At 63.4% G+C, this 22,723-nt stretch carries 18 protein-coding genes, 1 other RNA gene and 1 pseudogene; 10 read left to right on the forward strand and 10 right to left on the reverse strand.

The annotated features are described in order from the left end of the window. Positions 1-64: 64 nt before the first annotated feature. Positions 65-2,431 carry an NAD-dependent DNA ligase LigA gene (ligA, locus tag BVH01_RS23965; protein ID WP_075932737.1) on the forward strand — a complete coding sequence of 789 codons (2,367 nt, stop codon included), beginning with the start codon at positions 65-67 and terminating at the stop codon, positions 2,429-2,431. Positions 2,432-3,116: 685 nt separating this feature from the next. Here ligA and BVH01_RS23970 read toward each other — a convergent pair. Both BVH01_RS23970 and BVH01_RS23975 read right to left on the reverse strand, forming a co-directional pair. After that, positions 3,117-4,829: an OPT family oligopeptide transporter gene (locus tag BVH01_RS23970; RefSeq protein WP_075932738.1), complete on the reverse strand. Its 1,713-nt coding sequence runs from the start codon at positions 4,827-4,829 to the stop codon at positions 3,117-3,119. 120 nt (positions 4,830-4,949) lie between these two features. Next, on the reverse strand, positions 4,950-5,228 hold the full coding sequence (locus tag BVH01_RS23975) for an HU family DNA-binding protein (protein ID WP_013791713.1): 279 nt from the start codon (positions 5,226-5,228) through the stop codon (positions 4,950-4,952). A 286-nt stretch (positions 5,229-5,514) separates the two neighbouring features. On the opposite strand from BVH01_RS23975, the pseudogene BVH01_RS25375 reads away from it, so the two are divergent. The 3 genes and pseudogenes from BVH01_RS25375 to ffs form a co-directional block, all read left to right on the forward strand. Then, a pseudogene (locus tag BVH01_RS25375) lies at positions 5,515-6,291 on the forward strand (MCP four helix bundle domain-containing protein); the annotation flags it as partial. Between the two features lie 78 nt (positions 6,292-6,369). Then, complete coding sequence (locus BVH01_RS25380) at positions 6,370-7,149, forward strand: methyl-accepting chemotaxis protein (RefSeq protein ID WP_371915624.1); 780 nt, start codon at positions 6,370-6,372, stop codon at positions 7,147-7,149. A gap of 101 nt (positions 7,150-7,250) precedes the next feature. Then, positions 7,251-7,347: signal recognition particle sRNA small type (gene ffs, locus BVH01_RS23985), an RNA gene on the forward strand. Positions 7,348-7,520: 173 nt separating this feature from the next. On the opposite strand, the gene BVH01_RS23990 is transcribed toward ffs, so the two are convergent. The 5 genes from BVH01_RS23990 to BVH01_RS24010 form a co-directional block, all read right to left on the reverse strand. After that, entirely contained in the window at positions 7,521-8,726 is a 1,206-nt protein-coding gene (locus BVH01_RS23990; protein ID WP_371915625.1) for an OprD family porin, read from the reverse strand. A 222-nt stretch (positions 8,727-8,948) separates the two neighbouring features. Beyond that, positions 8,949-9,950 carry a tripartite tricarboxylate transporter substrate binding protein gene (locus tag BVH01_RS23995; RefSeq protein ID WP_075932741.1) on the reverse strand — a complete coding sequence of 334 codons (1,002 nt, stop codon included), beginning with the start codon at positions 9,948-9,950 and terminating at the stop codon, positions 8,949-8,951. Positions 9,951-10,012: 62 nt separating this feature from the next. Beyond that, a complete protein-coding gene (locus BVH01_RS24000; RefSeq protein ID WP_075932742.1) occupies positions 10,013-11,527 on the reverse strand; it encodes a tripartite tricarboxylate transporter permease in 1,515 nt (504 codons plus the stop codon). Between the two features lie 12 nt (positions 11,528-11,539). Beyond that, positions 11,540-12,007, reverse strand: a complete 468-nt coding sequence (locus BVH01_RS24005) for a tripartite tricarboxylate transporter TctB family protein (RefSeq protein WP_075932743.1) — start codon at positions 12,005-12,007, stop codon at positions 11,540-11,542. A 45-nt stretch (positions 12,008-12,052) separates the two neighbouring features. After that, complete coding sequence (locus BVH01_RS24010; RefSeq protein ID WP_075932744.1) at positions 12,053-12,238, reverse strand: hypothetical protein; 186 nt, start codon at positions 12,236-12,238, stop codon at positions 12,053-12,055. A 314-nt stretch (positions 12,239-12,552) separates the two neighbouring features. On the opposite strand from BVH01_RS24010, the gene BVH01_RS24015 reads away from it, so the two are divergent. From BVH01_RS24015 to BVH01_RS24030, 4 genes are all read left to right on the forward strand, one after another. Next, complete coding sequence (locus BVH01_RS24015; RefSeq protein ID WP_075932753.1) at positions 12,553-13,326, forward strand: IclR family transcriptional regulator; 774 nt, start codon at positions 12,553-12,555, stop codon at positions 13,324-13,326. A 121-nt stretch (positions 13,327-13,447) separates the two neighbouring features. Next, complete coding sequence (locus tag BVH01_RS24020) at positions 13,448-14,494, forward strand: Gfo/Idh/MocA family protein (RefSeq protein ID WP_075932745.1); 1,047 nt, start codon at positions 13,448-13,450, stop codon at positions 14,492-14,494. 40 nt (positions 14,495-14,534) lie between these two features. Next, positions 14,535-15,356 carry a sugar phosphate isomerase/epimerase gene (locus BVH01_RS24025; RefSeq protein ID WP_075932746.1) on the forward strand — a complete coding sequence of 274 codons (822 nt, stop codon included), beginning with the start codon at positions 14,535-14,537 and terminating at the stop codon, positions 15,354-15,356. Positions 15,357-15,440: 84 nt separating this feature from the next. Beyond that, positions 15,441-16,322: a DMT family transporter gene (locus BVH01_RS24030; protein WP_075932747.1), complete on the forward strand. Its 882-nt coding sequence runs from the start codon at positions 15,441-15,443 to the stop codon at positions 16,320-16,322. 207 nt (positions 16,323-16,529) lie between these two features. Here BVH01_RS24030 and BVH01_RS24035 read toward each other — a convergent pair whose 3' ends face one another. Continuing rightward, positions 16,530-17,906, reverse strand: coding sequence for an MFS transporter (locus tag BVH01_RS24035; protein WP_075932748.1), 1,377 nt, complete (start codon positions 17,904-17,906; stop codon positions 16,530-16,532). A 577-nt stretch (positions 17,907-18,483) separates the two neighbouring features. Here BVH01_RS24035 and quiC point away from each other — a divergent pair. Together quiC and BVH01_RS24045 are read left to right on the forward strand one after the other, a co-directional pair. Further along, on the forward strand, positions 18,484-20,391 hold the full coding sequence (gene quiC / locus BVH01_RS24040) for a 3-dehydroshikimate dehydratase QuiC (RefSeq protein ID WP_075932749.1): 1,908 nt from the start codon (positions 18,484-18,486) through the stop codon (positions 20,389-20,391). A 71-nt stretch (positions 20,392-20,462) separates the two neighbouring features. Beyond that, positions 20,463-21,146: a TetR/AcrR family transcriptional regulator gene (locus BVH01_RS24045; RefSeq protein WP_177344628.1), complete on the forward strand. Its 684-nt coding sequence runs from the start codon at positions 20,463-20,465 to the stop codon at positions 21,144-21,146. Positions 21,147-21,199: 53 nt separating this feature from the next. On the opposite strand, the gene BVH01_RS24050 is transcribed toward BVH01_RS24045, so the two are convergent. Beyond that, complete coding sequence (locus BVH01_RS24050; RefSeq protein WP_075932750.1) at positions 21,200-22,054, reverse strand: shikimate dehydrogenase; 855 nt, start codon at positions 22,052-22,054, stop codon at positions 21,200-21,202. Positions 22,055-22,061: 7 nt separating this feature from the next. Further along, positions 22,062-22,502, reverse strand: a complete 441-nt coding sequence (gene aroQ / locus BVH01_RS24055; protein WP_075932751.1) for a type II 3-dehydroquinate dehydratase — start codon at positions 22,500-22,502, stop codon at positions 22,062-22,064. Between the last annotated feature and the right edge of the window lie 221 nt (positions 22,503-22,723).

Raw genomic sequence — 22,723 nt, forward strand, 5'->3', positions numbered from 1 at the left:
CCAGCGCTTGGCTTGAGGTTTTTCGTTTCTGTGCCCTGGCCGTGGCCCGCCGAGAATGACCTGCATGAAAGATTCCGCCCAACGTATCCTCGAACTGCGTAACGAACTGGACGCGCACAACTACCGCTACTACGTGCTCGACGAGCCGAGCGTGCCCGACGCCGAGTACGATCGCCTGTTCCGCGAACTGCAGGCCCTCGAAGCCGAGCACCCGGAACTGGTGACGCCCGATTCGCCGACCCAGCGCGTTGGCGGTGAAGCGCTCAGCGCCTTTGGCGAAGTGCGCCACGAAGTGCCCATGCTCAGCCTTGGCAACGCCTTCGAAGAAGACGACCTGCGGGCTTTCGACCGCAGCGTGCAGAACGGCCTCGGCGTGCAGGGCGGCGATCTGTTCGGTGGCGGTGCCGAGGTCGAATACAGCTGCGAGCCCAAGCTCGACGGCCTGGCGGTGAGCCTGCTGTACCGTGACGGCAAGCTGGTACGCGGCGCCACCCGGGGTGACGGAACCACTGGCGAAGACATCAGCGTCAACGTGCGCACCATTCGCAACGTGCCGCTCAAGCTGCAGGGCAGTGGCTGGCCGGATGTGCTGGAAGTGCGCGGTGAGGTGTTCATGTCCCGCGCCGGTTTCGAACGCCTCAACGCTGCCCAGGCGGAGATCGGCGGCAAGACCTTTGCCAACCCGCGCAACGCCGCGGCCGGCAGCCTGCGCCAGCTGGATTCGAAGATCACCGCCAGCCGCCCGCTGGAATTCTGCTGCTACGGCCTCGGCCAGCACAGCGCCGAGCCGGCGCCGACCCAGGTCGGCATGCTGCAGCGCCTGAAGACCTGGGGCATTCCCATCAGCCCCGAGTTGAAGCTGGCCAAGGGCGTGGAAGACTGCCTGGTCTACTACCGCGACATCGGCGAGCGACGCATGGGCCTGCCCTATGACATCGACGGCGTGGTGTTCAAGGTCAACAACATCGAAGACCAGCAGCAGCTCGGCTTCCGCGCCCGTACGCCGCACTGGGCCATCGCCCACAAGTTTCCCGCCATGGAAGAGCTCACCGAGCTGCTCGACGTGGAATTTCAGGTCGGCCGTACCGGCGCCGTGACGCCGGTGGCACGGCTCAAGCCGGTGAAAGTGGCGGGTGTGACGGTATCCAACGCCACGTTGCACAACATGGACGAGGTGGCACGCCTCGGGGTGATGATCGGCGACACGGTGATCATCCGCCGCGCCGGTGACGTGATTCCCCAGGTGATGCAAGTGGTCATCGAACGTCGTCCCGAGAGCGCGCGCCCGGTGGCGGTGCCGGAACAGTGCCCGGTGTGCGGCTCGGCGGTGGAGCGTACCCAGCTGATCAAACGCAGCAAGGGCCGCGAAACGGTCAGCGAAGGCGCCGTGTATCGTTGCGTCGGCCGCCTGGCCTGCGCCGCCCAGCTCAAACAGGCGATCATCCATTTCGTGTCGCGACGCGCCATGGACATCGAGGGCCTCGGCGAGAAGAGCGTCGAGCAGTTGGTGGACGAGGGCCTGGTCGGCTCGCCAGCCGACCTCTACACCCTGGAGTTCGAACAGATCGTCGGCCTTGAAGGCTTTGCCGAGGTGTCCAGCCGCAAGCTGCTCGACGCCATCGCCGACAGCAAGCGCCCGAGCCTGGCGCGCTTCATTTACGCCCTGGGCATTCCCGATGTCGGTGAAGAGACCGCCAAGGTGCTGGCGCGCTCCCTGGGCTCGCTGGAGCGCGTCACCCAGGCGCTGCCTGAGGTGCTGACTTACCTGCCGGACATCGGCCTGGAAGTGGCCCACGAGATCCACAGCTTCTTCGAGGATGCGCACAACCAGACGGTGATCAGGCATCTGCTCGAACGCGGCCTGGAACTGCAGGACCAGGGCGAGCTGGCGGCCGAATTCGCCGCCAGCACCACGCTCGGCGGGTTGCTCGACAAGCTGAACATTCCTTTCGTGGCGGCCACTGGTGCGAAGAACCTGGCCGAGCGCTTCAAGACGCTGGAGGCGGTGATCACCGCCGACTGGCTCGACCTCAGCGCCATGAAGGGCCTCAACGAAAAAGCCAAACAGTCGGTGCGCGAGTTCTTCGCCAACGCCGAGAACGCCAATCGCGCGCGAGCCATCGAGGCCCAACTGCGTGATTTCGGTATGCACTGGGAGAGCGATAAAAAGGTCGTCGAAGGGCTGCCGCTGGCCGGCCAGACCTGGGTGCTGACCGGCAGCCTGGAAGTGATGAGCCGCGATATCGCCAAGGACAAGCTGGAAAGCCTGGGCGCCAAGGTGGCCGGCTCGGTATCGGCGAAAACCACCTGCGTGGTCGCCGGCCCCGGCGCCGGCTCGAAACTGGCCAAGGCCACCGAACTGAACATTCCGGTGCTTGATGAGCAGACGTTTATCGCCAAGCTGGGCGATTACGGGATCGCTGCCGAATGACGGTTTAACGCCTCCAGAAACCGCGACCTCGCGCCGAGGTCGACGCTCTTACGCAGTCGGTGGGTTGCTCGCGATTTATTGTAGGAACCTCGACCCGCGGCGAGTCGGTTGTACGCCGCAGGCCTTGCAACAAGGCCACAATCGTTCGCGCCGGGTCGGCGCTCCTACACAGACAGTGGGTTGCCTGCGATTATTGTGGGAGCCGCGACCCGCGGCGAGTCGGGTGTACGCCGCAGGCCTTGCAACAAAGCCATAATCGTTCGCGCCGGGTCGGCGCTCCTACACAGACAGTGGGTTGCCTGCGATTATTGTGGGAGCCGCGACCCGCGGCGAGTCGGGTGTACGCCGCAGGCCTTGCAACAAGGCCATAATCGTTCGCGCCGGGTCGACGCTCCTACACAGACAGTGGGTTGCCTGCGATTATTGTGGGAGCCGCGACCCGCGGCGAGTCGGGTGTACGCCGCAGGCCTTGCAACAAGGCCACAATCGTTCGCGCCGGGTCGGCGCTCCTACACAGACAGTGGGTTGCTTGCGATTATTGTGGGAGCCGCGACCCGCGGCGAATTGGATGTACGACGCCGATTCCACAGCAAGGCCGCCATAGTTTCGCGCCGAGGTCGACGCTACTACACGGATGGCAGGCCGAGTTGGTCTGAACCGTCATGTATGGCTGATTGATGCCGTTTTAACCGCCCGCCAGCATCATCCAGAACGACGTGCCGACCCCGACGATGCTTTCGCCGGCCACCAGCCCAGCCGCTGCGGCGATGGTGAAGCGCTCGCCGAGGCTGCGCCAGCGTGACTGAAATACCCAGGCGAGCAGGGCGCCGATCGCCATCATCAGTGAGATCGACGCCGGGATGATGAACGCCAGGCCAAAGGCCGCCGAGCTCGGCAGCAGTCGGGCAAAGGTCGACTGCACGGGCAGGCTTGCTTCCAGCACGCCGAACACCATGCCGCACAAGGCGCCCGCCAGCATGGCCCAGCGAATGCTCACGTCGAGAGAGTCGAGGCCATAACCCAGCACTTCGGCGACCGCTTTCCAGGTGGCGACGGCGGGCGCCGGCCATTGTTGGGTGATCAGCATCCCCTGTGGGTCGGGAATCAGGATTTGATAGACCAGCACGCCGACGATGCTGCCGACGAGAATGCCCAGGCATTGGGCGATCAACTGGTTGTAGGGCTTGGCGCCGATGGCGTGGCCTACCCGGAAGTCGTTGAGCAGGTCGGTGCACTGGCCGGCGGCGCCGCCGGCGGTGTTGGCGGCCATCAGGTTGACGCTGACCTGCCCTGGCGCGATCACCCCGAACGTCAGCTGCGACAGCTGCCCGGTGGCGCCAATCGGCGGAATACCGGTCGCCCCGACCACCCGCGCGGCCATGCAGGCGAGGGCCACCGCCAGCGGCACGCTGAGCAGCGCCATCAGCGGGTCGATGTCGAACAGCAGCACCTGCAGCGTCAGCACCAGCAAGGAAGCCAGAACCAGCATCAGCAGCGGCAATTTAGCAGGGCTCTGCCGGGGCGTTTTGCCAGTAGCACGGGCGACGCGCCGGCTCGCCACGAAGCGTACCGCCAGTGAGGTCAGGGTGGCGCAGACCAGCAGGGTCACGCCGGGCCACAGCAGCCACTCCACCAGCGGGGCGAACTGCGGGCCGCCGGCACCGTCGGCAAGCGCGACCAAGCCACTGCTCAGCAACCACGGCGCCAAGCCGCCCCAGGCGATCAAGGCACCGAGCAGCAGCGACAGGCCGACGCGGATGCCGATGATGCCGCCGAAGCCGATCAACAGCGGCGACGGGTCGAGGTTGAAGGTCAGCCGTTCCAACTGCGCGCTGGGCGACCAGCGCGGCAGGCTGTAGAGGAAGGTATCGGCCCATTTCACCAACCCGCCGAGCAGCGCCGCCGTGCCGAGCACGCAGAGACGCTGCAGGGCGTCACGCCCATGGTTGTAGACCTGCTGCATGGTTTCCAGGGTGGCGACCGCCTCGGGAAAGCGCAGGCGGGTGTCCTCGACCATGCTGCGGCGCAGGTACCAGGCCACCCAGATACCCAGAAAGCTCACCGAGAACACCCAGGCTATCAATGGCAGCGTGGGCAGCTGTTGCCCGGTCAGCAGGGTGTAGGCCGGTATGGGCGCTACCAGGCCACCGGAAATGATCGACGCGGCAGCCGAGGCAGTCGTCTGGTTGATGTTGCTCTCGCGCATGCTCCAGGCGGTGCCCAGACGCCAGCGCACCAGGCTTTGCCAAATGCCGTAGCTGACCAGCAGCGCGATGATCGACATGTTGAATGACCAGCCGATCTTCAGGCCCGAATAGATGTTCGACGGCGTCAGCAGGGCGCCGAGCAGCACACCGGAAAACAGCGCGCGGAAGGTGAGTTCGCGGTCGGCGAGCATGGCGAGCCTGCATCTTACGAATGTCGTCGTTTGAGGCGGCAGGAGGGTGGGGGTTCAGTCTTAAGCGGGGGAGGTGTTGCGGGGGAGCAGCGGGGCACCTTGAAGCGCCCCGCTGTTGGATCAGTTGACCGCGTCGGTCAGGGCCTTGGCCGGCACGAACTTCACGACCTTCTTGGCAGCGATTTCGATGGCCTTGCCAGTCTGCGGGTTGCGACCGGTGCGCGCTGGGCGCTCGCTGACCTTCAGTTTGCCGATGCCCGGCAGGGTGATTTCACCACCATTTTCCAACGCGTCGCTGACGATCTCGCTCAGCTGATCGAGTGCCGCACGGACGGTGGTCTTCGGCGTGTCGATGGCTTCTGCGATGTCACCGATCAATTGGTCTTTGGTAATGGCCATGTGATTGCTCCTTGGGGATGAAAAATCTGGCGCCGAATGACGCCGCTACTCAGAGATGATCGATCCGGGCGGTTCTGCCCGATCGGTCAGGCTTCATTGTGACCTACCTGTAGCCGGTTAATTCCGCCGCAGTGCTCAAATCCGGGCGCTTGCGACCTTTTATTGGCGGCGCGCGGTGGCGTCAAGTTCGCGTAAAGATACTGGCTCTTTGCCTTTGCGTCGCGCCAAATGGAGCTATTCTCCTGGAAACAGAGCCAGAACCACGGCGGTTCTGCTGGGGGTAGCCATGCTGCGCGTATTCGCTGATCTCGGGTTTCGTTCGAAGATCGCCCTGCCGATCGTTTTCCTGGCGCTGCTGCTGGTGCTGATGGGCGCACTGGCCATGTGGGGCATCGGTCAGGTGGTCGGTGCCAGCAACCGTATGACCCATCAGTTTCTGCCGGGTGTGAGCCTGCTGCTCAACGCCGACCGCGACCTCTATCAGGCGCTGGTCGCCGAGCGCAGCCTGCTCAGCGATGGTGCTCGGGAACACGTTGCCGACCTGCGTCAGTCCCAGGCCGAGAACGTCAAGCAGGCAGCCGACCGCGTGCGGGCTTATGCGCAGATGCAGCCGGGCGACGAGGCAGCGTGCCTGGTGGCCGACTTCGAACGTGCCTTTGCGACCTGGGAGCGCAGTGCCGCGCAGGTCATGCAACTGATCGGTACCGACCCCGTCGCCGCCGCCCGCCTGAGTTTTGGTGACAGCGAGGCGCAGTTCGATGCCATGCGCGAGGTCATCAACAAACTCGGCGAGCTGGAAGACCAGGGCGCCAAGGATGTCGGCACCGCCGCGATTGCCCAGGGCGAGCGTCTGAGCTGGCAACTTGGCGTGGCAATGGTGAGTGGGTTGCTGGTATGCCTGCTGCTGATCATTGCCTTCCCTAGGCTGGTGACGCGCCCGCTGCACCGTTTGCTCGAGCGCATCGAACAACTGGCCGATGGCGATGGTGACCTGCGAGTACGCCTGGAGGTGTCCTCGCGTGACGAACTCGGCCGGCTCAGTGCCACCTTCAACCGTTTCCTCGACAAGCTGCACCCGATGATCAGCGACGTGGGGCGGGTTACCGGCGAGGTGGCCAATGCGGCGCAAGGCCTGGCGGTGATGGCGGCGACCAACGATCGGCTGATCAACAGCGAGCATGCGGCGGTCGATCAGGTCAGCACTGCCGCGACCGAGATGAGCGCGGCGGTGCATGAGGTCGCTCGCAGCGCCCAGGGAGCCGCCGATACCGTGCGCCATGCCGAAACCCAATCGCGCGAAGGTGCGCGGGTGGTCGGAGCGACCATCCAGACCATTCGGCATCTGGCCGGTGAGGTGGAAAGCGCCTCGCAGAGTATTCAGGCGCTCGAGCAGGAAGCCGGCAGGATCGGCGAGGTGCTGGCGGTGATCCGCGGTATTGCCGAACAGACCAATCTGCTGGCGCTCAACGCCGCCATCGAGGCCGCGCGGGCCGGGGAGCAGGGCAGAGGCTTCGCCGTGGTGGCCGATGAGGTGCGCGCCCTGGCGGGGCGCACCCAGCAGTCGACCACGGACATCCAGGACATGATCATGCGCCTGCAGGGCGGGGTGCAGAACGCCGTCAAGGCGACCCAGACCGGCAGCCTCAAGGCGCGGGAAAGCGTCGAGCAGGCGGCAGGCGTGGATCAGGCGCTGAACGACACCAGCGAATCGTTGCAACGCATCAACGACATGACCGCGCAGATCGCCACCGCGTGCGAGCAACAGAGCAGCGTCACCGAGGAGATCGCCCGCAACATCACCGATATCCGCGAGCTGTCCAACGAGGCGGCGCATACGTCGCAGCAGAGCACGCAGGCCAGCCAGCGCCTGTCCGAGCTGTCCAGCGACCTGGCGCGACTGGTCGGACGCTTTCGCGTCTAGCCACCCATATGCACGCTAAGTGCTTGAAGCAGTTGTAAGTTCGGCGCAAGCCGGTACAATGGCGCCGGCTCACTGCATGGTGAGCCGCGTTATGGTGGTCCTGCCGGTCCCCCCGCAACGATTACCCGTGAACCTGGTCAGATCCGGAAGGAAGCAGCCACAGCGGGAACATTGTGTGCCGGGGTGTGGCTGGCAGGATCGCCTCCATCTCCAGGCCCGCTCGGGTCGTCCTTTTTGAATATACAGCTCGGCGCTCGGTACCTACCGCAGCGGCGTTTTCTGCTGTCTGTCGTACCTGGCCTCTTCACGCTGGCCATGAAAAAGCCCGTCTCAGGGACGGGCAAAGGGTGACACTGGAGAGCGGCGCTGGCTTACAGGATCGACAGCGGGTAGTTGAAGATCAGGCGGTTCTCGTCGAACTCGTTGTTGCTGTAGTCGCGACGGATGCTCGCGTTACGCCAGCGCACGCTCAGGTTCTTGAAGGCGCCGTCCTGGATCACGTAGGCCAGCTCGGTCTCACGGCCCCATTCCTTGCCATCGTCTGTAGCAGCGGTATGCACGTTGCTGCCGCTGATATAGCGGTTCATCAGGGTCAGCCCCGGGATACCGACGCCGGCGAAGTTGAAATCATGGCGTACCTGCCAGGATTTCTCCTTGGCGTTGTCGAAGCTGGAGTTGTAGCTGTCGTTGGCCAGGGTGCCGCCGCTGGTGCCGTTGACGCGCATCCAGCCGGTGTCGCCGGTAACCTTCTGCAAGCCGACGTAGAAGGTGTTGCTGCCGTACTTGGCGGAGAACAGACCGGAGTAGGTCTTGTTGTCCAGTTTACCGGCGCGCGCGGAGCCGTCGTCCTCACCCTGGAAGTAGCCGAGGTTGGCGCCCAGGGTCCAGTCGCCGATAGGCTGGCTGTGGATCAGTTGCAGGTACTGCTGCTCGTAGACGTCCTTCAGCTCGGCGCCCCACAGGCCGATCATGGTGCGGTCGCCGTTGAACTTGTACTCACCGCCGACGAAGTTGAAACGGTTGGAGCCATTGGCTGCGCTGTTGCCGCTCAGAAACATGTTTTCCATGCTGGCGTTGTTGCGTTCGCTGTTCTGACGGAACTGGCCCCCGTAAAGCGTCAGGCCGGCGATTTCGTTGGAGGTGACCTGGGCACCTTCGAACGTTTGCGGGAGCGAGCGGCCATCGTCGGCACGCAGGATCGGCAGCACCGGCATCCACTCGCCAACCTTCAGTTCGGTCTTGGAGATCCTGGCCTTGGCAGCCAGTGCCAGGCGACCATAGTCGTCAGCCGGGCGGCCGTCGTCATGACGTGGTAGCAGGCCGGTGCCGTAGGTGCCGCGACCGCCGTCGAGCTTGAGCGAAAGCATGCCCAGCGCATCGACACCGAAGCCGACCACGCCGGGCGTGTAACCGGAGCGGGCATCGAGAATGAAGCTCTGGGTCCATTCCTCGGCCTTGCTCTGCGGCGCCGTCGCGCTCGGGCCCTCGGGGTTGGTGAAGTTGCGGTTGATGTAGAAGTTGCGCAGGTTCAGCGACACCTTGGCGTCGTCGATGAAGCCCTCGGCGTGGGCGCCCATCGGCAGGGTGAGAGCAACGCCGAGCGCCAGCAGCGAGGGGGCGAGCAAGCAGCGGCTGCGAACTGCGGTTTCGATCGGTTTCATGACGATTTTCCTTTTCTCAGGACGCACGAGTCCTGCCGCCTGGGCGGAAGCGTTTTTCTGTCATCGATTGATGGAGTTGGCCCGACTGGGCGCTCCGCTACAGCACAGGCCGGGCAGTTTGCCTGCCCAGCCCGGTTATCAGGGTTGCTCGATACCGACGCTGTCCGGCGAGATCTCGATGGCCTTGGCCTTGTACATCGACCAGGCGGTGACCGACTGCCAGCGCTTGAGGAATTGCTCGGCTTCGGCGCCATTGAGGTTCAGGCTCTGGGCGCCGTAGTTCTTCAGGAAACCCTGGAACTCTTCATTGGCCACGGCCTTGGAGTAGGCCTCGACCAGCTTCTGCTTGATGTCGTCGGGAGTGTCCTTGTGCACGAACGCGCCCCAGAACGGGCCCCATGGCAGGTATTCGCCGATGTCCGGCAGGGCCTTGGTGATCGGTTCGACGCCCGGCAGCTCCGGTACTTCCTCGGCGGCCAGCACGGCCAGCGCCTTGAGCTTGCCGGAGCGCACCAGTTCCTGGGCAGCTGCCAGGCTCAGCGGCATGAAGTCGATGTGCTTGCCCATCAGTGCGGTGATGCCGGGGCCGTCGCCGCCAAAGGTCACTTCACGCACCTTCAGCTCGCCGACGGCATTGACCATAGCGTGTACGGTGCTCGGCAGGCCGCCGGCGCCAGTGGAGCCCATGCGCAAGGTGTCCGGCTTTTCCTTGGCCGCAGCCAGCAGATCGGCCATGGAGTTGAAGGGGCTGTCGGCGTTGGTGGCGATCACCACCACGTTCTGGCCAATGATGTTGACTGGGTAGAAGTCGCTGTAGTCGAACTTGGCCAGGCCGAGAACCGGATACAACTGCGGGTTCTCGGCGCCGAGCAGCAGGGTGTAGCCGTTGGGCCGCTGCTGCATCACGTAGCTGCTGCCGATCACGGCGGTGCCGCCGGGGCGGTTGTTGAGGATCAGCTTGGTGCCCAGCTCCTTCTCGACATAGGGCGCCAGACTGCGCATCACGTTGTCGGTGGCACCGCCAGCGCCCCAGGGGATCACCGCCTGGATGCTGCGTTCCGGGTAATCGGCATGGGCCGGCAGGGCGAGCGTCAGTGCACTAAGGGAAAATGCGACGCCGGTAAGTAGTTGCTTGAGCATGTTGGAGACTCTCCATTGGTTGTTTTTATATATCCGTTTCCGGGCATGCGTGACGCGGTGTATCAAGGTTGAACCGAAGCGGCCTTGCGCTTGCGTTTGAGCCAGCCGAACAGCGGCGTGTTGCTCAGTAGCACCAGCACCAGAGCGCTGCTGAGAATCAGCGACAATGGGCTGCTGACCATTTCGCCGAGCAGCTCGACCGGGTTGTCGCCAACCGAGGCCATGGCCTGGCGGTAGGAGCTGTCCATCAGCGGGCCGAGGATCACGCCAAGGATGATCGGCCCCATCTGGAAGCCGAACGCTTTGAGGAAATAGCCGAGCAGGCCGAAACCAAGCATCCAGTACACCTCGGTCATGCTGCTGTTCAGCGAGTAGGAGCCGACGGTGCAGAGCACCAGAATCAGCGGAATCAGCACGGCTTTGGGCAGCTCGACGACCTTGGCGAACAGCTTGATGCCCATCAGCCCGAAGATCAGCAGGAAGATGTTGGCCAGCGCCAGGTTGCCGACGGTGAACCAGAAGATGTGCGGGTTCTCGACCATCAGCATCGGGCCGGGGTTGAGGCCGTGGATCACCAGCGCGCCGATGATCACCGCGGTGACCGCATCGCCTGGCATGCCGAGCGTCAGCATTGGTACGTAAGCGCTACCGACGGCGGCGCTGTTGGCGGTTTCCGGTGCTACCAGGCCTTCGTAGGCGCCTTCACCGAACGGGCTGGTCGGGTTCTTGACCGTGCGCTTGGCATGGTCGTAGGCGAGCAGGGCAGCGATCTCGCCACCGACGCCAGGCAGCACGCCGACCAGCACGCCGATGATCGAAGTGCGCAGCGACAGCGGCAGGAACTTGAGCACCATCGCCACCGACGGAATGATCTTGTCGACCTTCTGCTTGACCGCCTGGGTGCTGAGGTTATGCAGCTGAAAGAGCGCTTCGGCGACGCCGAACAGGCCGATCATCACCACCACGTAGTGGATGCCGCCCATCAGCTCCATCTGGCCCATGGTGAAGCGCCCTTCGGCGGTGACCGGGTCCATGCCGACCATGCCGATGATCGCGCCCAGGGCGACGGCGAAGATGCCCTTGGCCAGGCTGCCTTCTGCGAGGCTGCCGACCAGCATCAGGCCGATGGCGGCGATCAGGAAATAGTCGCGAGGTGCGAACTTCAGCGCCAGATCACCAAGTATCGGTGCTGCCATTGCCAGTACCAGGGTGCCCACCAGCCCGCCGATCACCGACATCACGGTGCTCAGGCCGATGGCGCGACCGGCCTCGCCACGCTTGGCCAGCGGGTAACCGTCGAACGAGGTAGCCACCGAAGAGGGGCCGCCGGGAATGTTCAGCAGGATGGCGCTGCGCGCGCCACCGTACACGCCGCCGATGAAGATGCCGACGATCAACGCCAGGGCGTCGTTGACGTCCCATGAGAAGGTGAACGAGACGAGGATGGACACCGCCATGGTCACCGACAAACCCGGAATGGCGCCGATGTAGATGCCGGCGAAGGTGCCGAGCGCCGTCAGCATCAGCAGGTTGGGGTCCATCCAGGCCATCAGCAGGTAGGAAAAGGTATCGCTCATGGAAGTCTCGTCTCAGGGCAGGTAGACGCTGAACGCCAGGGTGAACAGCAGGTAGATGGCCAGCACCGAGATGCCGCTGGCGACCAGGGCCGAAAGCACCTTGCCGCGCCGCAGGTAGACGATGGAGAGCATCAGGAAGGCGAAGGTGCTGACGTAGAAGCTCGCCCACTGGATGACGGCCAGGTAGGCCACCGAGAGCAGGGTGAAGACCACGATGTGACGTGGGAAGTGCTCGTGGCTGAAGCGCTTGGCCGAGGCCGCCCAGCTTTCGCCGTGGTTCGGCTTGCCGCGCAATTCCCAGAGCACTCGTACGGCGGCGATCAGCAGCACGGCACCGGCACCCAGGGGGAAGGCACCGGGCGAGCTGATCGAGGAGAACCCGGAAATCAGATAGGCCTGATACAGAACGAACAGGCTGAAGACCACCAGCAAGATGCAGAAGGTGCGCTCACCCACCGGTACTTTTTTCGATGTACTCATGACTCACTCCAGATGCAGCCTGTGCTGCCCGCGTGGGAAAACCGCTCAGGTGCGTATGCCGGCTTGGCGAATCGGCGCGTGGGTAGGGTGCGCGGGCGTCTGGAAAGTGAGCATGTCGAGGGCCGTAGGCGCTAAGGACGACGCGGCGTCGCTGTGCGTATTGGCCAGGGAGCGAATGGCGCTCAGGCTGATCTGCCGGGCGCGGGTGAACACAGTGTCGAGCTGTGGCATGGCGTGACCTTCTTATATTTATAGGTGAGGCATTTTTTCGTGAGTGGTGCTGGCAAATCCGGCATGTCTCACGCAAGTGCTGGGAATACTGTGCGGTGATGCGGGCTAATTCAATTCACCAAATCGGTTCCTGTTCGATAACCGAACAAGAACGAACCAGTTAGTACAATCAGCCGGTCTGGATTATGGCCTCATGTTCCGGCGCAGCCAACCCGCGGCTATCCCGGCGGCAGCTGCGATGATTTCAGAATGTGGCGGTTCCGCCGGCACCGCTGGGTCTTTAGAATCGCGGCAAATCAATCGAGGGCATGACCATGGCCGGAAGCCAGATAGAACGGGCGCTCAACCTGCTGGAAAGTCTGGCGGGCGCCGGTGACGTGCCGATGCAGACCTTGGCCGAGCAGTTGCAGATTCCCAAGAGTGCCACCCACCGCATGCTCGCCGAGTTGGTGCGTCTGGGTTACGTGCGGCAGGACGCCGATACCAGCCGCTATCGGCTCTCGACCAAGCTGGTCGCCTTGGGTTTTCGCTACCTGTCGGCCAGCGGCGCCGACATCGTGCAGCCGATCCTCGATCGCCTGGCCCGGCAAAGTGGGGAGCTGGTGCGCCTGGGGGTGATCGAAGGCGAGCGGCAGACCTGGATCGCCAAATCCCAGGGCGCGCGCTCCGGCCTGCGCTATGACCCCGACATGGGCCGTGACGCGCCGCTGCGCTACACCGCCTCCGGCCATGCCTGGCTGGCCAACCTGGCGGACGCCGACGCATTGGCACTGGTGGCGCGCCAGCATATTCCCGACGACAGCGAGTTCGGCCCCAACGCACCCCATGACGATGAAGCGCTGCTCGGTTACCTGCAGCGTGCCCGCGAGCGCGGCTACGCGACCGTGGTGGAAACTTCCTCCCTGGGCACCTGCGCGCTGGCTGCGGTGGTCAGCCACCCGCAGCGCGGTGGCGTGATTGGCGTGCTGAGCATTGCCGGCCCGAGCGCGCGCATGCCCGGCGAGCGCATGGAACAGCTTGCACCCCTGCTGCTGGAAGCGGCTGCCGAGCTGTCGTCAGCGAGCCAGGCATCGGACCTGTTCGTTTGAGTGGCCGATAACGTTCGATTAACGGCCGGGTGCTCCATCCGGTGTTGATTAAATGTGGAACTGAGTTCTAGATTGTTGTCGAGCGCGCTGCGCCTATAACAATCAGAAAAGGACTCATACCTTGAACCCTTTGCGAATCGCCCTGATCGGCGCCGGTATCATGGGCCGGCAACACCTCAGTTATCTGCGCGAGCTGCCGCACGCTACTCTCTGCGCGGTCGTCGACCCTAGCGAGCAGGCCCGACTGCTCGCCGCCGAGCACGGTGTGCCGTGCTTCGATGAACTGCAGGCCCTGCTGGACAGCCGCCTGGCCCAGGCAGTGATCATCGCCAACCCCAATGCGGCCCATGTGCCCACTGCGTTGCGCTGTGTCGAGGCCGGCCTGCCGGCGCTGCTCGAAAAGCCGGTCGGCGTCAGCCTGCAGGAAGTGCGCGAACTGGTGGCTGCCGTGCAGCGCAGCGGGGTGCCGGTGCTCGTGGGTCACCACCGCCGCCACAATCCGTTGATCGGCAAGGCGCGGGAATTGATGCTGCAGGGCGTCCTGGGGCAACTCACCACGGTGACGGCGCTCTGGCAACTGCAGAAGCCGGACAGTTACTACGACGTTCCATGGCGGCGCGAGCCCGGAGCGGGGATGCTGCTGACCAACCTGATCCATGATCTGGATCTGCTGCGCTACCTGTGTGGCGAGGTGGACCAGGTTCAGGCGCTCACCAGCCACGCCGTGCGCGGCTTCACCAACGAGGACGGCGCGGCGATCATCCTGCGCTTCGCCAATGGCGCACTGGGTAGCCTGACCGGCTCCGACGCGGCGGCGGCTCCCTGGAGCTGGGAGCTCAGCGCCGGGGAAAACCCGGTGTATCCCCGGCAACCCGATCAGCCGTGTTATCTGCTGGCCGGCACCGCAGGTTCGCTGAGCATCCCGCAACTGCGTTACTGGTCGTACGCCTCCACAGGCGCTGGCTGGCACGAGCCCTTGCAGAGTGTGGAGCATCCGTACGAGTCTGCTCCGGCGCTGTTGTTGCAGCTCAAGCACTTCATCGAAGTCGCGCGGGGCGAAGCGCTGCCGCTGGTCAGTGCAGCCGATGCCGGCCGCACCCTGGCGCTGTATGACGCCATCTGCCGCGCCGCCGAGCAGGGCTGCGCCACCGTACCTGAATCCGTCTGAGCCAACGTCCATTCATGGGCCACGGCCCGGAGAGAGATCGATGCATACCCACGAGCGCCTGATGTCCCTGGCCAGCCTGACCGTCCTCGAACTCGAGCCCCCGCAGATGGTCGAGGTGGCGGCCCGAACGGGCTACAGTCATGTCGGCCTGCGCCTGATTCCCGCCACCGACGAGGAACATCACTTCGCGCTGGTGGCCGACGCGGATTTGCGCCGGCAGACGCTCAGGCGGCTGCGCGACACCGGCATCGGCGTACTCGACGTCGAGATCCTGCGGCTCAAACCCCATACACGCTGCAGCGATTTCGAGGCGGTGCTGGAGGTCGGCGCCGAGTTCGGTGCGCGTGAGGTGCTGGTCGCCGGCAACGACCCGGATGAAGCGCGGCTGACCGACAATTTCGGCGAATTGTGCGACCGCGCCCTGGCGTACGGCTTGCGGCCCCATCTGGAATTCATGCCCTGGACCAACGTGGCCGATCTCTCACAGGCAGTGCGTATCGTGCGGCAGGCCGGCCGTGACAACGGCGGCGTGCTGGTCGACGCCTTTCATTTCAATCGCTCGGGGTCACGCCTCGACGAATTGCAGCAGGTGGAACCATCATGGCTGGGTTATGCCCAACTGTGCGACGTGGCCGGGCCGCGGCCGGACGACATGGCGGAGATTCTGCGCCAGGCGCGTAACGAGCGGCGTTTTCCCGGTGACGGTGATTGTGACTTGCCGGGGCTGTTGCGCTGTCTACCGGCCAATGTTCCGTTGAGTCTGGAAATCCCCACCCGGCAGGTGGAGGATCCGACGCAGCGGGCGCAGATGGCCATCGACAAGACTCGGGCGCTGTTGAAACGTCTCGACCTGTCGGCATAGCCCATACTGAAATCCGCAATGGCGGCAGACCGCACATATAGTTAGTTTGCTACCGATAATGACGTCTGGATCACGAGAATTCCCATGAGCACCCCGAGTTCGCTGTCAGGCGTCAATCATCCCTTGAAGGGCATCGCCCTGGTGGTGCTGGCGACCTTTCTGTTCGCCAGCCATGACGCGCTGTCGAAGTACTTGTCCGGCATCTACCCGGTGATCATGGTGGTGTGGGCGCGCTATGTGGTGCACACGCTGCTGATGGCCGGCATCTTCCTGCCGCAGTCGGGGTTGCGCGTGCTGCGCAGCAAACGGCCGGGGTTGCAGGCGCTGCGGGCGATCTGCCTGCTGGGCTGCAGCCTGTTCTTCACCACCGGTCTTTTGTACATCCCGCTGGCCGAGGCCACGGCGGTCAACTTCCTGGCGCCGTTGCTGGTTACCGCGCTGTCGGTGCCGCTGCTCAAGGAGCGTGTCAGCCGGGGGCAATGGGCGGCGGTACTGGTGGGCTTCGTAGGCGTACTGATCATCGTGCATCCGGGCGGCGATCTGTTCACCCCGGCCGTACTGCTGCCGCTCTGTTCGGCCAGCTGCTTCGCGGCCTACCAGATACTCACGCGCCTGCTCAGCCAGTACGACACGCCGACCACCAGTAACTTCTTTACCGGCCTGCTCAATACCTTGCTGATGAGCTGCCTGGTGCCGTTCTTCTGGCAACTGCCGCAGTGGCAACATTTGCCGCTGATGCTGGCCCTCGGCGCGTGCGGCATGTTCGCTCACCTGCTGCTGACCAAGGCCTTCCGCCACGCCGCGCCGGCACTGCTGGCGCCGTTCGGCTACTGCCAGATCGTCTTCGCCGGCCTGCTGGGGCTGATCATCTTCGGCCACGACCCCGAGGCGAGCGCCAAGGTGGGTATCGCCATCATTTGTCTCAGCGGGCTGGCGGCCGCTTATCAGCAACGCAGAAAGCGCTGAAATTTTAGCCTCCGGAAATACAAGAAGGCCCGTTGCAGGCCGTGTGAAAACTACTGCGCTCGGTCAGGCGGCGTTAAAAACCGGCTCAAAATGCTCATTTACAACTCGTAAACTGCGCTTTTTCGCCGATTTTTGCCTTGCCTGACCTTCGCTCGCTACGTTTTCACACGGCCTGGCTAAGGGCCTTCTCTTTTTACGCCTGCCTTGTTAGTGGCTGGCTTCGTTCACGCTGTTCTGGCGAGCGGCGTCGTATTCGGCCTTGTCCATCGGCTTGGCGCCGGGTTTGCCCAGTTCGCTCATCGGAATCCGGTAGGTTTCCGGTGCGATGAAGGCGGCGAGGGCGCACAGGCAGGTGATGCCGAATGCCAGGCTGCCGATCAGCCATGGAATGTTGTCCGAGCCGGGCGGTGCGACCAGGGCAAACAGCGCAGGCAGCATGGCGGTAAGCATGGTGCCGATGTTCTGGGCGATGGCCATGGCGGACACGCGGTAGCGGGTCTGGAACAGCTCCGGGTAGAAGCTTGGGAACACCGCGTTGTAGCCTTGGTAGACCACGCCCCACATCAGCAGCGACATGATGAACGCCAGCGGCACGTTGCTGATGCTGATCGCATACAGATAACCGAACGCCAGCAGGCCAGAGCCCAGCGCGCCGGTGATCAGGGTCGGGCGGCGACCGATCTTGTCGGAGAGGTTGCCCACGAACGGAATCACCAGAACCGCGACGATGTTGCCCACCACCGGAATCCACAGATAGACGCTCTTGTCGAAGCCGATCCCGTAGGCCGGTTGCACGGCATAAGCGCCACCGAAGATGGTCGCCACCACCGGAATCACGTTCATCAGCGCCATCACCATGACCAGGAACATGGTCCGCCAGCTGGTGCTGAATGCTTCGGAAATCGGCGACTTGGCGATCTTCTGCTTGTTCTCTTCGTTGACGAAGGCCGGCGTTTCGTGAACCTCACGACGGATGATGAAACCCGCCAGCAGTACGAAGGCACTGAGCAGGAACGGGATCCGCCAGCCCCAGTCGTTGAACGCCTCGCTCGGCATGAAGTAGGCGAGCGGCAGGAATACCGCAGCGGCGAGCACCTGGCCGGCCTGTACGCCTTGCAGCGTGAAGCTGGCGTAGAAGCCTCGTCGTCCGAAGGGCGCATGCTCGAGAATCATCGAGCTGGCGCCGGAGATCTCACCGGCTACCGCGAAGCCCTGGATCAGGCGCAGAACGACCAGCATGGCCGGAGCCAGCAGACCGATATCGTGGTAGGTCGGCAGCAGGCCGACGGCCATGGTGGAGATGCCCATCAGGAACATGCACAGCAGCAGCACGTTCTTGCGACCACGGGTGTCGCCCCAATGGCCGAGCACGAATGCACCTACCGGGCGCGCCAGATAGCCGACGCCGTAGGTTGCCAGCGAGGCGACGATGGCCATCTTCGGATCGGTGTTGGGAAAGAATATCTGCGGGAAGATCAGCGCCGCGGCCTGGGCGTAGATGAAGAAATCGTAGTACTCCAGCGCTGAACCGACCCAGCCGCTGGCAGTGGCTTTCTTGGCTTGTGAAGTTGAGGGCTTAGCCATCATGGTCTCCGTTGTTATTAGAGCGCCGAGCGAAGCGGCAACTGGGTGCGGCTTGGCCACAGCGTGTGGGGACCGGCCTTGTGGATGGCACCGGTCGACCCGCTTTCAGGATTATCGAGCGGAGTGTCGCGAGTCAGGGTTGGACGTGCGCAGACGCAGTTGGCCGGGTGGGTGCCAAAAAGCGTGCGAATGGTATGCGGGTATGCAGGGGCTGGGAAGTGAGCATGGGCGTACTCTTATTGAAATTGTTATGGATGGAGCCGGGTTGTTTGCTGGTCGCGGCGGAAGGGTTTCCGTCACTGCAGTGGGAAACATGGTGTTGCAAACCGTGAAATAGCGTCAATTCGATAAACGGCCTAGTGTTCGATAATCGCACGAAATACTAACTAGTTCGTACACTTTGAATTGCCGCTTCGCGCGGGCGCACGAATAATCGCTGCAGGCCTCAAGAAATGGCATAAGGGGATTGAACGGCCTGGCGAATGCCAAGCTCGAACGCCTTGTCGGCTACGCTTCTGGTGCCGGGCCCAGGTCATTACACGATCCGTAGAGATCGTTATCTACAAGGAGCTGAAGTATGCATCGCTCGATCGCCACCGTCTCGCTGAGCGGCACCCTGCCCGAGAAACTCGAAGCCATCGCCGCTGCCGGCTTCGACGGCGTGGAAATCTTCGAGAACGACCTGCTGTACTACGCGGGCAGCCCGCGCGACGTGCGCAAGATGTGCGCCGATCTGGGCATCGCCATCACCCTGTTTCAGCCGTTCCGTGATTTCGAAGGCTGCCGCCGCGACCGGCTGCAACGCAACCTGGACCGCGCGGAGCGCAAGTTCGACCTGATGCAGGAGCTTGGCACCGATCTGGTGCTGGTATGCAGCAACGTAGCTACCGACTCGCTCGGCGATGAAGAGATTCTCGTCGACGACCTGCGTCTGCTGGGCGAGCGCGCCGGCGCGCGGGGCCTGCGTATCGGTTACGAGGCACTGGCCTGGGGCCGCCACGTCAATACTTACCAGCAGGTCTGGAACTTGGTTCGCCAGGCCGATCATGCCGCGGTCGGGGTGATTCTCGACAGCTTCCATACCTTGTCGCTCAAGGGCGATCCGGCAGCCATCGCCGAGATCCCTGGCGACAAGATCTTTTTCGTGCAGATGGCCGATGCGCCAATTCTGGCCATGGACGTGCTGGAGTGGAGCCGCCACTTCCGTTGCTTCCCGGGGCAGGGCGAGTTCGACCTGCCAGGCTTTCTGGCGCCGATCATCCGCACCGGCTACACCGGCCCGCTGTCGCTGGAAATCTTCAACGATGGCTTCCGTGCCGCGCCGCCACGCGCCAATGCGGTCGACGGGCTGCGTTCACTTCTTTATCTGGAAGAGAAGACTCGGCAACTGCTGGCGACCGATGCCAAGGCGCCGAACCTCGATCTGCTGTTCGACACACCGCCAGCCAGTCGCTATCACGGTGTCGAGTTCCTCGAGTTCGCCGTCGACGAGGCTGCCGGCGCCAAGCTGTCGGGTTGGTTGCAGCGTCTGGGTTTCGCCAAGGCAGGCGAGCACCGCTCCAAGGACGTCAGCCTGCTGCGTCAGGGCGACATCAACATCGTGCTCAATGCCGAACCCTATTCGTTCGCCCACGGTTTCTTCGAGGCCCACGGCCCGTCGCTGTGCGCCACCGCACTGAAGGTCAAGGACGGTACGACGGCGTTGCAGCGCGCCCTCGATTACCGTGGTCACCCGTATCGCGGCCTGGTCGGGCCGAACGAGCGCGAGATTCCGGCGATGCGCGCGCCCGATGGCAGCCTCATCTACCTGGTCGATCAGGCCGAAGCAGGGCAGACCATCTACGACAGCGACTTCAAGCTGGATCCCGCTGCACTGCCGACTGGCAGCCTGCAACGTATCGACCACATGGCGCTGGCGCTGCCGGCGGACAGCCTCGACAGCTGGGTGCTGTTCTACAAGAGCCTGCTGGACTTCGAGGCCGACGACGAAGTGGTGCTGCCCGATCCCTATGGCCTGGTTAAGAGCCGAGCGCTGCGCAGCCGCTGCAGCTCGGTGCGCCTGCCGCTGAACATTTCGGAGAACCGCAATACCGCCATCGCCCATGCGTTGTCCAGCTACCGGGGTTCCGGCGTGCATCACATCGCGTTTTCCTGCGAGGACATCTTCAAGGAAGTCGAGCGGGCCAAGGAGGCGGGTGTGCCGCTTTTGGACATCCCGCTCAACTACTATGACGATCTCGCCGCGCGCTTCGATTTCGACGACGAGTTCCTCAGCGAACTGGCCTATTACAACGTGCTCTACGACCGCGATGCCCAGGGCGGTGAGCTGTTTCACGTATACACCGAGGCGTTCGAGGAGCGCTTCTTCTTCGAGATCATTCAGCGCAAGAATGGCTACGTCGGCTATGGTGCCGCCAACGTTGCGGTGCGTCTGGCTGCCATGGCCAAGGCACGCAGTGGTGTGACGCGGCAGGCGAAGCTGTAAGCTGTACTCAGGCGGATGCGTGCCAGAGGTCGCATCCGCTTTTCGTTTGCAGTGATAACAAGAACGCCATGATGAGTGATTCCATGACCGCTACCCTCGAGCCTGCGAGCCACGAGCAGGCCGCAGCGCCGCGCAAGCCACGCAAGAACAATCCGGAGAAAACCCGGGAGAACATCCTGCAGGCCGCCATCACCGAATTCGTCCGCCAGGGGCTCTCGGGTGCCCGGGTCGATGCCATCGCCGAGCGCACGGCGACGTCCAAGCGCATGATCTATTACTACTTCGGCAGCAAGGAGCAGCTTTATCTCGAAGTGCTCTCGAAGTTGTACGGTGATATCCGCAGTACCGAGCGCCGTCTGCACCTTGACGAATTGCCAGCACCCGACGCCATTCGCCGCCTGGTGGAGTTCACCTTCGACCACCATGATCGCAACTCGGATTTCGTGCGCATCGTCAGCATCGAGAACATTCACTACGGCGAGTACGTCAAGCAGTCACCGGAAATCCGCCGGATGAGCAACGTGGTGCTGCTGACGCTGGGCGAAACCCTCAAGCGTGGCGAGAAGGAAGGGCTGTTTCGCGAGGGGCTCGATACCCTGGACGTACACATGCTGATCAGTTCGTTCTGCTTCTACCGCGTCTCGAACCGGCATACCTTCGGGGAGATCTTCCAGATCGACCTGCCGGACGATCAGGTCAAGCAGCGCCACAAGACGATGATCTGCGAAGCGGTACTGCGCTACATCACGCGCTGAGCGTATCAGCCAGCGAGCTTGGGCCGCCTCATCGCCGAGTCGGCCCGGTGGCATCAACCGTTCATGCTATGGAAGTGATCGAGCATGCGCTGGGCATCGGCCTGGGCATCGCTGAACAGCTCGAATGCCTTCACGGCCTGGAAGACTGCCATGTTGCCGCCGTCCAGGGTTCGGCAACCGATGGCACGTGCTTCGCGCAGCAGTTCGGTTTCCAACGGGAAGTAGACGATCTCCGCAACCCATAGCTCTTGGCGCAGCAGCGTCTTGGGTACCGGCATGCCGGGCAGTTTGGCCATGCCCATCGGTGTGGTGTTGACCAGACCGTCGGCGGCGGCCATCGCTGAGCTCAGGTCGCCGCCGGCCTGGGCACGTGGCGAGCCGAAGTGCTCGTTGAGGTTGCTTGCCAGGGCCTGAGCGCGTTCGGGCTCGACGTCGAAGATGCTCAACTGTTCGACGCCCTCGCTCAACAGGGCATGAGCGACCGCGGCGCCGGCACCTCCAGCGCCCATTTGCACCACGCGCCGGCGAGCGACGTCGCCCAAGCCGCGTTTGAACCCTTCGGAAAAACCAAGGCAGTCGGTGTTGTGACCGATGCGTTTGCCACCCTTGAACACGACCGTATTGACCGCGCCAATGCCCCTGGCTTCGTCGGAGAGCTCATCGAGCAGCGGAATGATCGCCTGTTTGCAGGGAAAGGTGATGTTGAGCCCGGTGAAGCTCATGCGCTCGGCGGCGCTGAGCAGGTCGGGGAGGGCGCTGATGTCGAGCTTCAGTTGGTCCAGGTCGATCAGCCTATATAAGTAGCGAATCCCCTGGGCATCGCCCTCATGCTCGTGCATGGCGGGGGTGCGAGACGCCTGGATGCCTGCACCGATGAGGCCGGCCAGAATGCTTTTGCTGGAAGTCATGACGGCCTTATTCCTTGATCAGGTGGCTGAAGTGCTGGAGTGCCGCGCGATAGCCGCCGCTGCCCAAGCCACAGATCACGCCAAGCGCGACAGGGGAAACGAAGGAGTGATGGCGGAAGGTCTCCCGCTTGTGCACGTTGGAGAGGTGCACTTCTATGACCGGTAGCTCGCTGGCAACCAGCGCATCACGGATGGCGACGGACGTATGCGTCCAGGCCGCCGGGTTGATCACGATGCCCGCGCAGCGGCCGCGGGCCTTGTGAATCCAGTCGATCAGCTCGGCTTCATGGTTGGTCTGGCGGAATTCGGTGGTCAGGCCAAGGGCTTCAGCGGTGTTCGCGCAAAGCCTGGAGATATCGGCCAGGGTTTCGTGGCCGTAGGTGGCCGGCTCACGGGTGCCGAGCATATTCAGGTTCGGGCCGTTGAGGATCAGAATGATGGGAGCCATGGTGCTTCCTGTTGTTATTGTGGAACCAGCCTGAGGTGGCGCCATTAAAAATGTACTAACTGGTTAATTAGGTCAATCCAGCTATCCATATAAAGCAGGCCAAAGCGTTCGATTATCGCGCTACAGTCGATTCCGCAAAAAAGTGAAATAAACGGTTGACCTGATCTCGTGGGGGCCTATAATGCGCACCACTTCCGGCGCAGCCTGATCTGAAAACTCCT

The organism is Pseudomonas sp. PA1(2017) (assembly GCF_001945375.1).
Classification (GTDB): Bacteria; Pseudomonadota; Gammaproteobacteria; order Pseudomonadales; family Pseudomonadaceae; genus Aquipseudomonas.

Coding starts and splice junctions, on each gene's coding strand:
- ligA (WP_075932737.1), top strand. CDS start 65: ATGAAAGATTCCGCCCAACGTATCCTCGAACTGCGTAACGAACTGGAC.
- BVH01_RS23970 (WP_075932738.1), bottom strand. CDS start 4,829: ATGCTCGCCGACCGCGAACTCACCTTCCGCGCGCTGTTTTCCGGTGTG.
- BVH01_RS23975 (WP_013791713.1), bottom strand. CDS start 5,228: ATGGCCATTACCAAAGACCAATTGATCGGTGACATCGCAGAAGCCATC.
- BVH01_RS25380 (WP_371915624.1), top strand. CDS start 6,370: ATGGCGGCGACCAACGATCGGCTGATCAACAGCGAGCATGCGGCGGTC.
- BVH01_RS23990 (WP_371915625.1), bottom strand. CDS start 8,726: ATGGGCGCCCACGCCGAGGGCTTCATCGACGACGCCAAGGTGTCGCTG.
- BVH01_RS23995 (WP_075932741.1), bottom strand. CDS start 9,950: ATGCTCAAGCAACTACTTACCGGCGTCGCATTTTCCCTTAGTGCACTG.
- BVH01_RS24000 (WP_075932742.1), bottom strand. CDS start 11,527: ATGAGCGATACCTTTTCCTACCTGCTGATGGCCTGGATGGACCCCAAC.
- BVH01_RS24005 (WP_075932743.1), bottom strand. CDS start 12,007: ATGAGTACATCGAAAAAAGTACCGGTGGGTGAGCGCACCTTCTGCATC.
- BVH01_RS24010 (WP_075932744.1), bottom strand. CDS start 12,238: ATGCCACAGCTCGACACTGTGTTCACCCGCGCCCGGCAGATCAGCCTG.
- BVH01_RS24015 (WP_075932753.1), top strand. CDS start 12,553: ATGGCCGGAAGCCAGATAGAACGGGCGCTCAACCTGCTGGAAAGTCTG.
- BVH01_RS24025 (WP_075932746.1), top strand. CDS start 14,535: ATGCATACCCACGAGCGCCTGATGTCCCTGGCCAGCCTGACCGTCCTC.
- BVH01_RS24030 (WP_075932747.1), top strand. CDS start 15,441: ATGAGCACCCCGAGTTCGCTGTCAGGCGTCAATCATCCCTTGAAGGGC.
- BVH01_RS24035 (WP_075932748.1), bottom strand. CDS start 17,906: ATGGCTAAGCCCTCAACTTCACAAGCCAAGAAAGCCACTGCCAGCGGC.
- quiC (WP_075932749.1), top strand. CDS start 18,484: ATGCATCGCTCGATCGCCACCGTCTCGCTGAGCGGCACCCTGCCCGAG.
- BVH01_RS24045 (WP_177344628.1), top strand. CDS start 20,463: ATGAGTGATTCCATGACCGCTACCCTCGAGCCTGCGAGCCACGAGCAG.
- BVH01_RS24050 (WP_075932750.1), bottom strand. CDS start 22,054: ATGACTTCCAGCAAAAGCATTCTGGCCGGCCTCATCGGTGCAGGCATC.
- aroQ (WP_075932751.1), bottom strand. CDS start 22,502: ATGGCTCCCATCATTCTGATCCTCAACGGCCCGAACCTGAATATGCTC.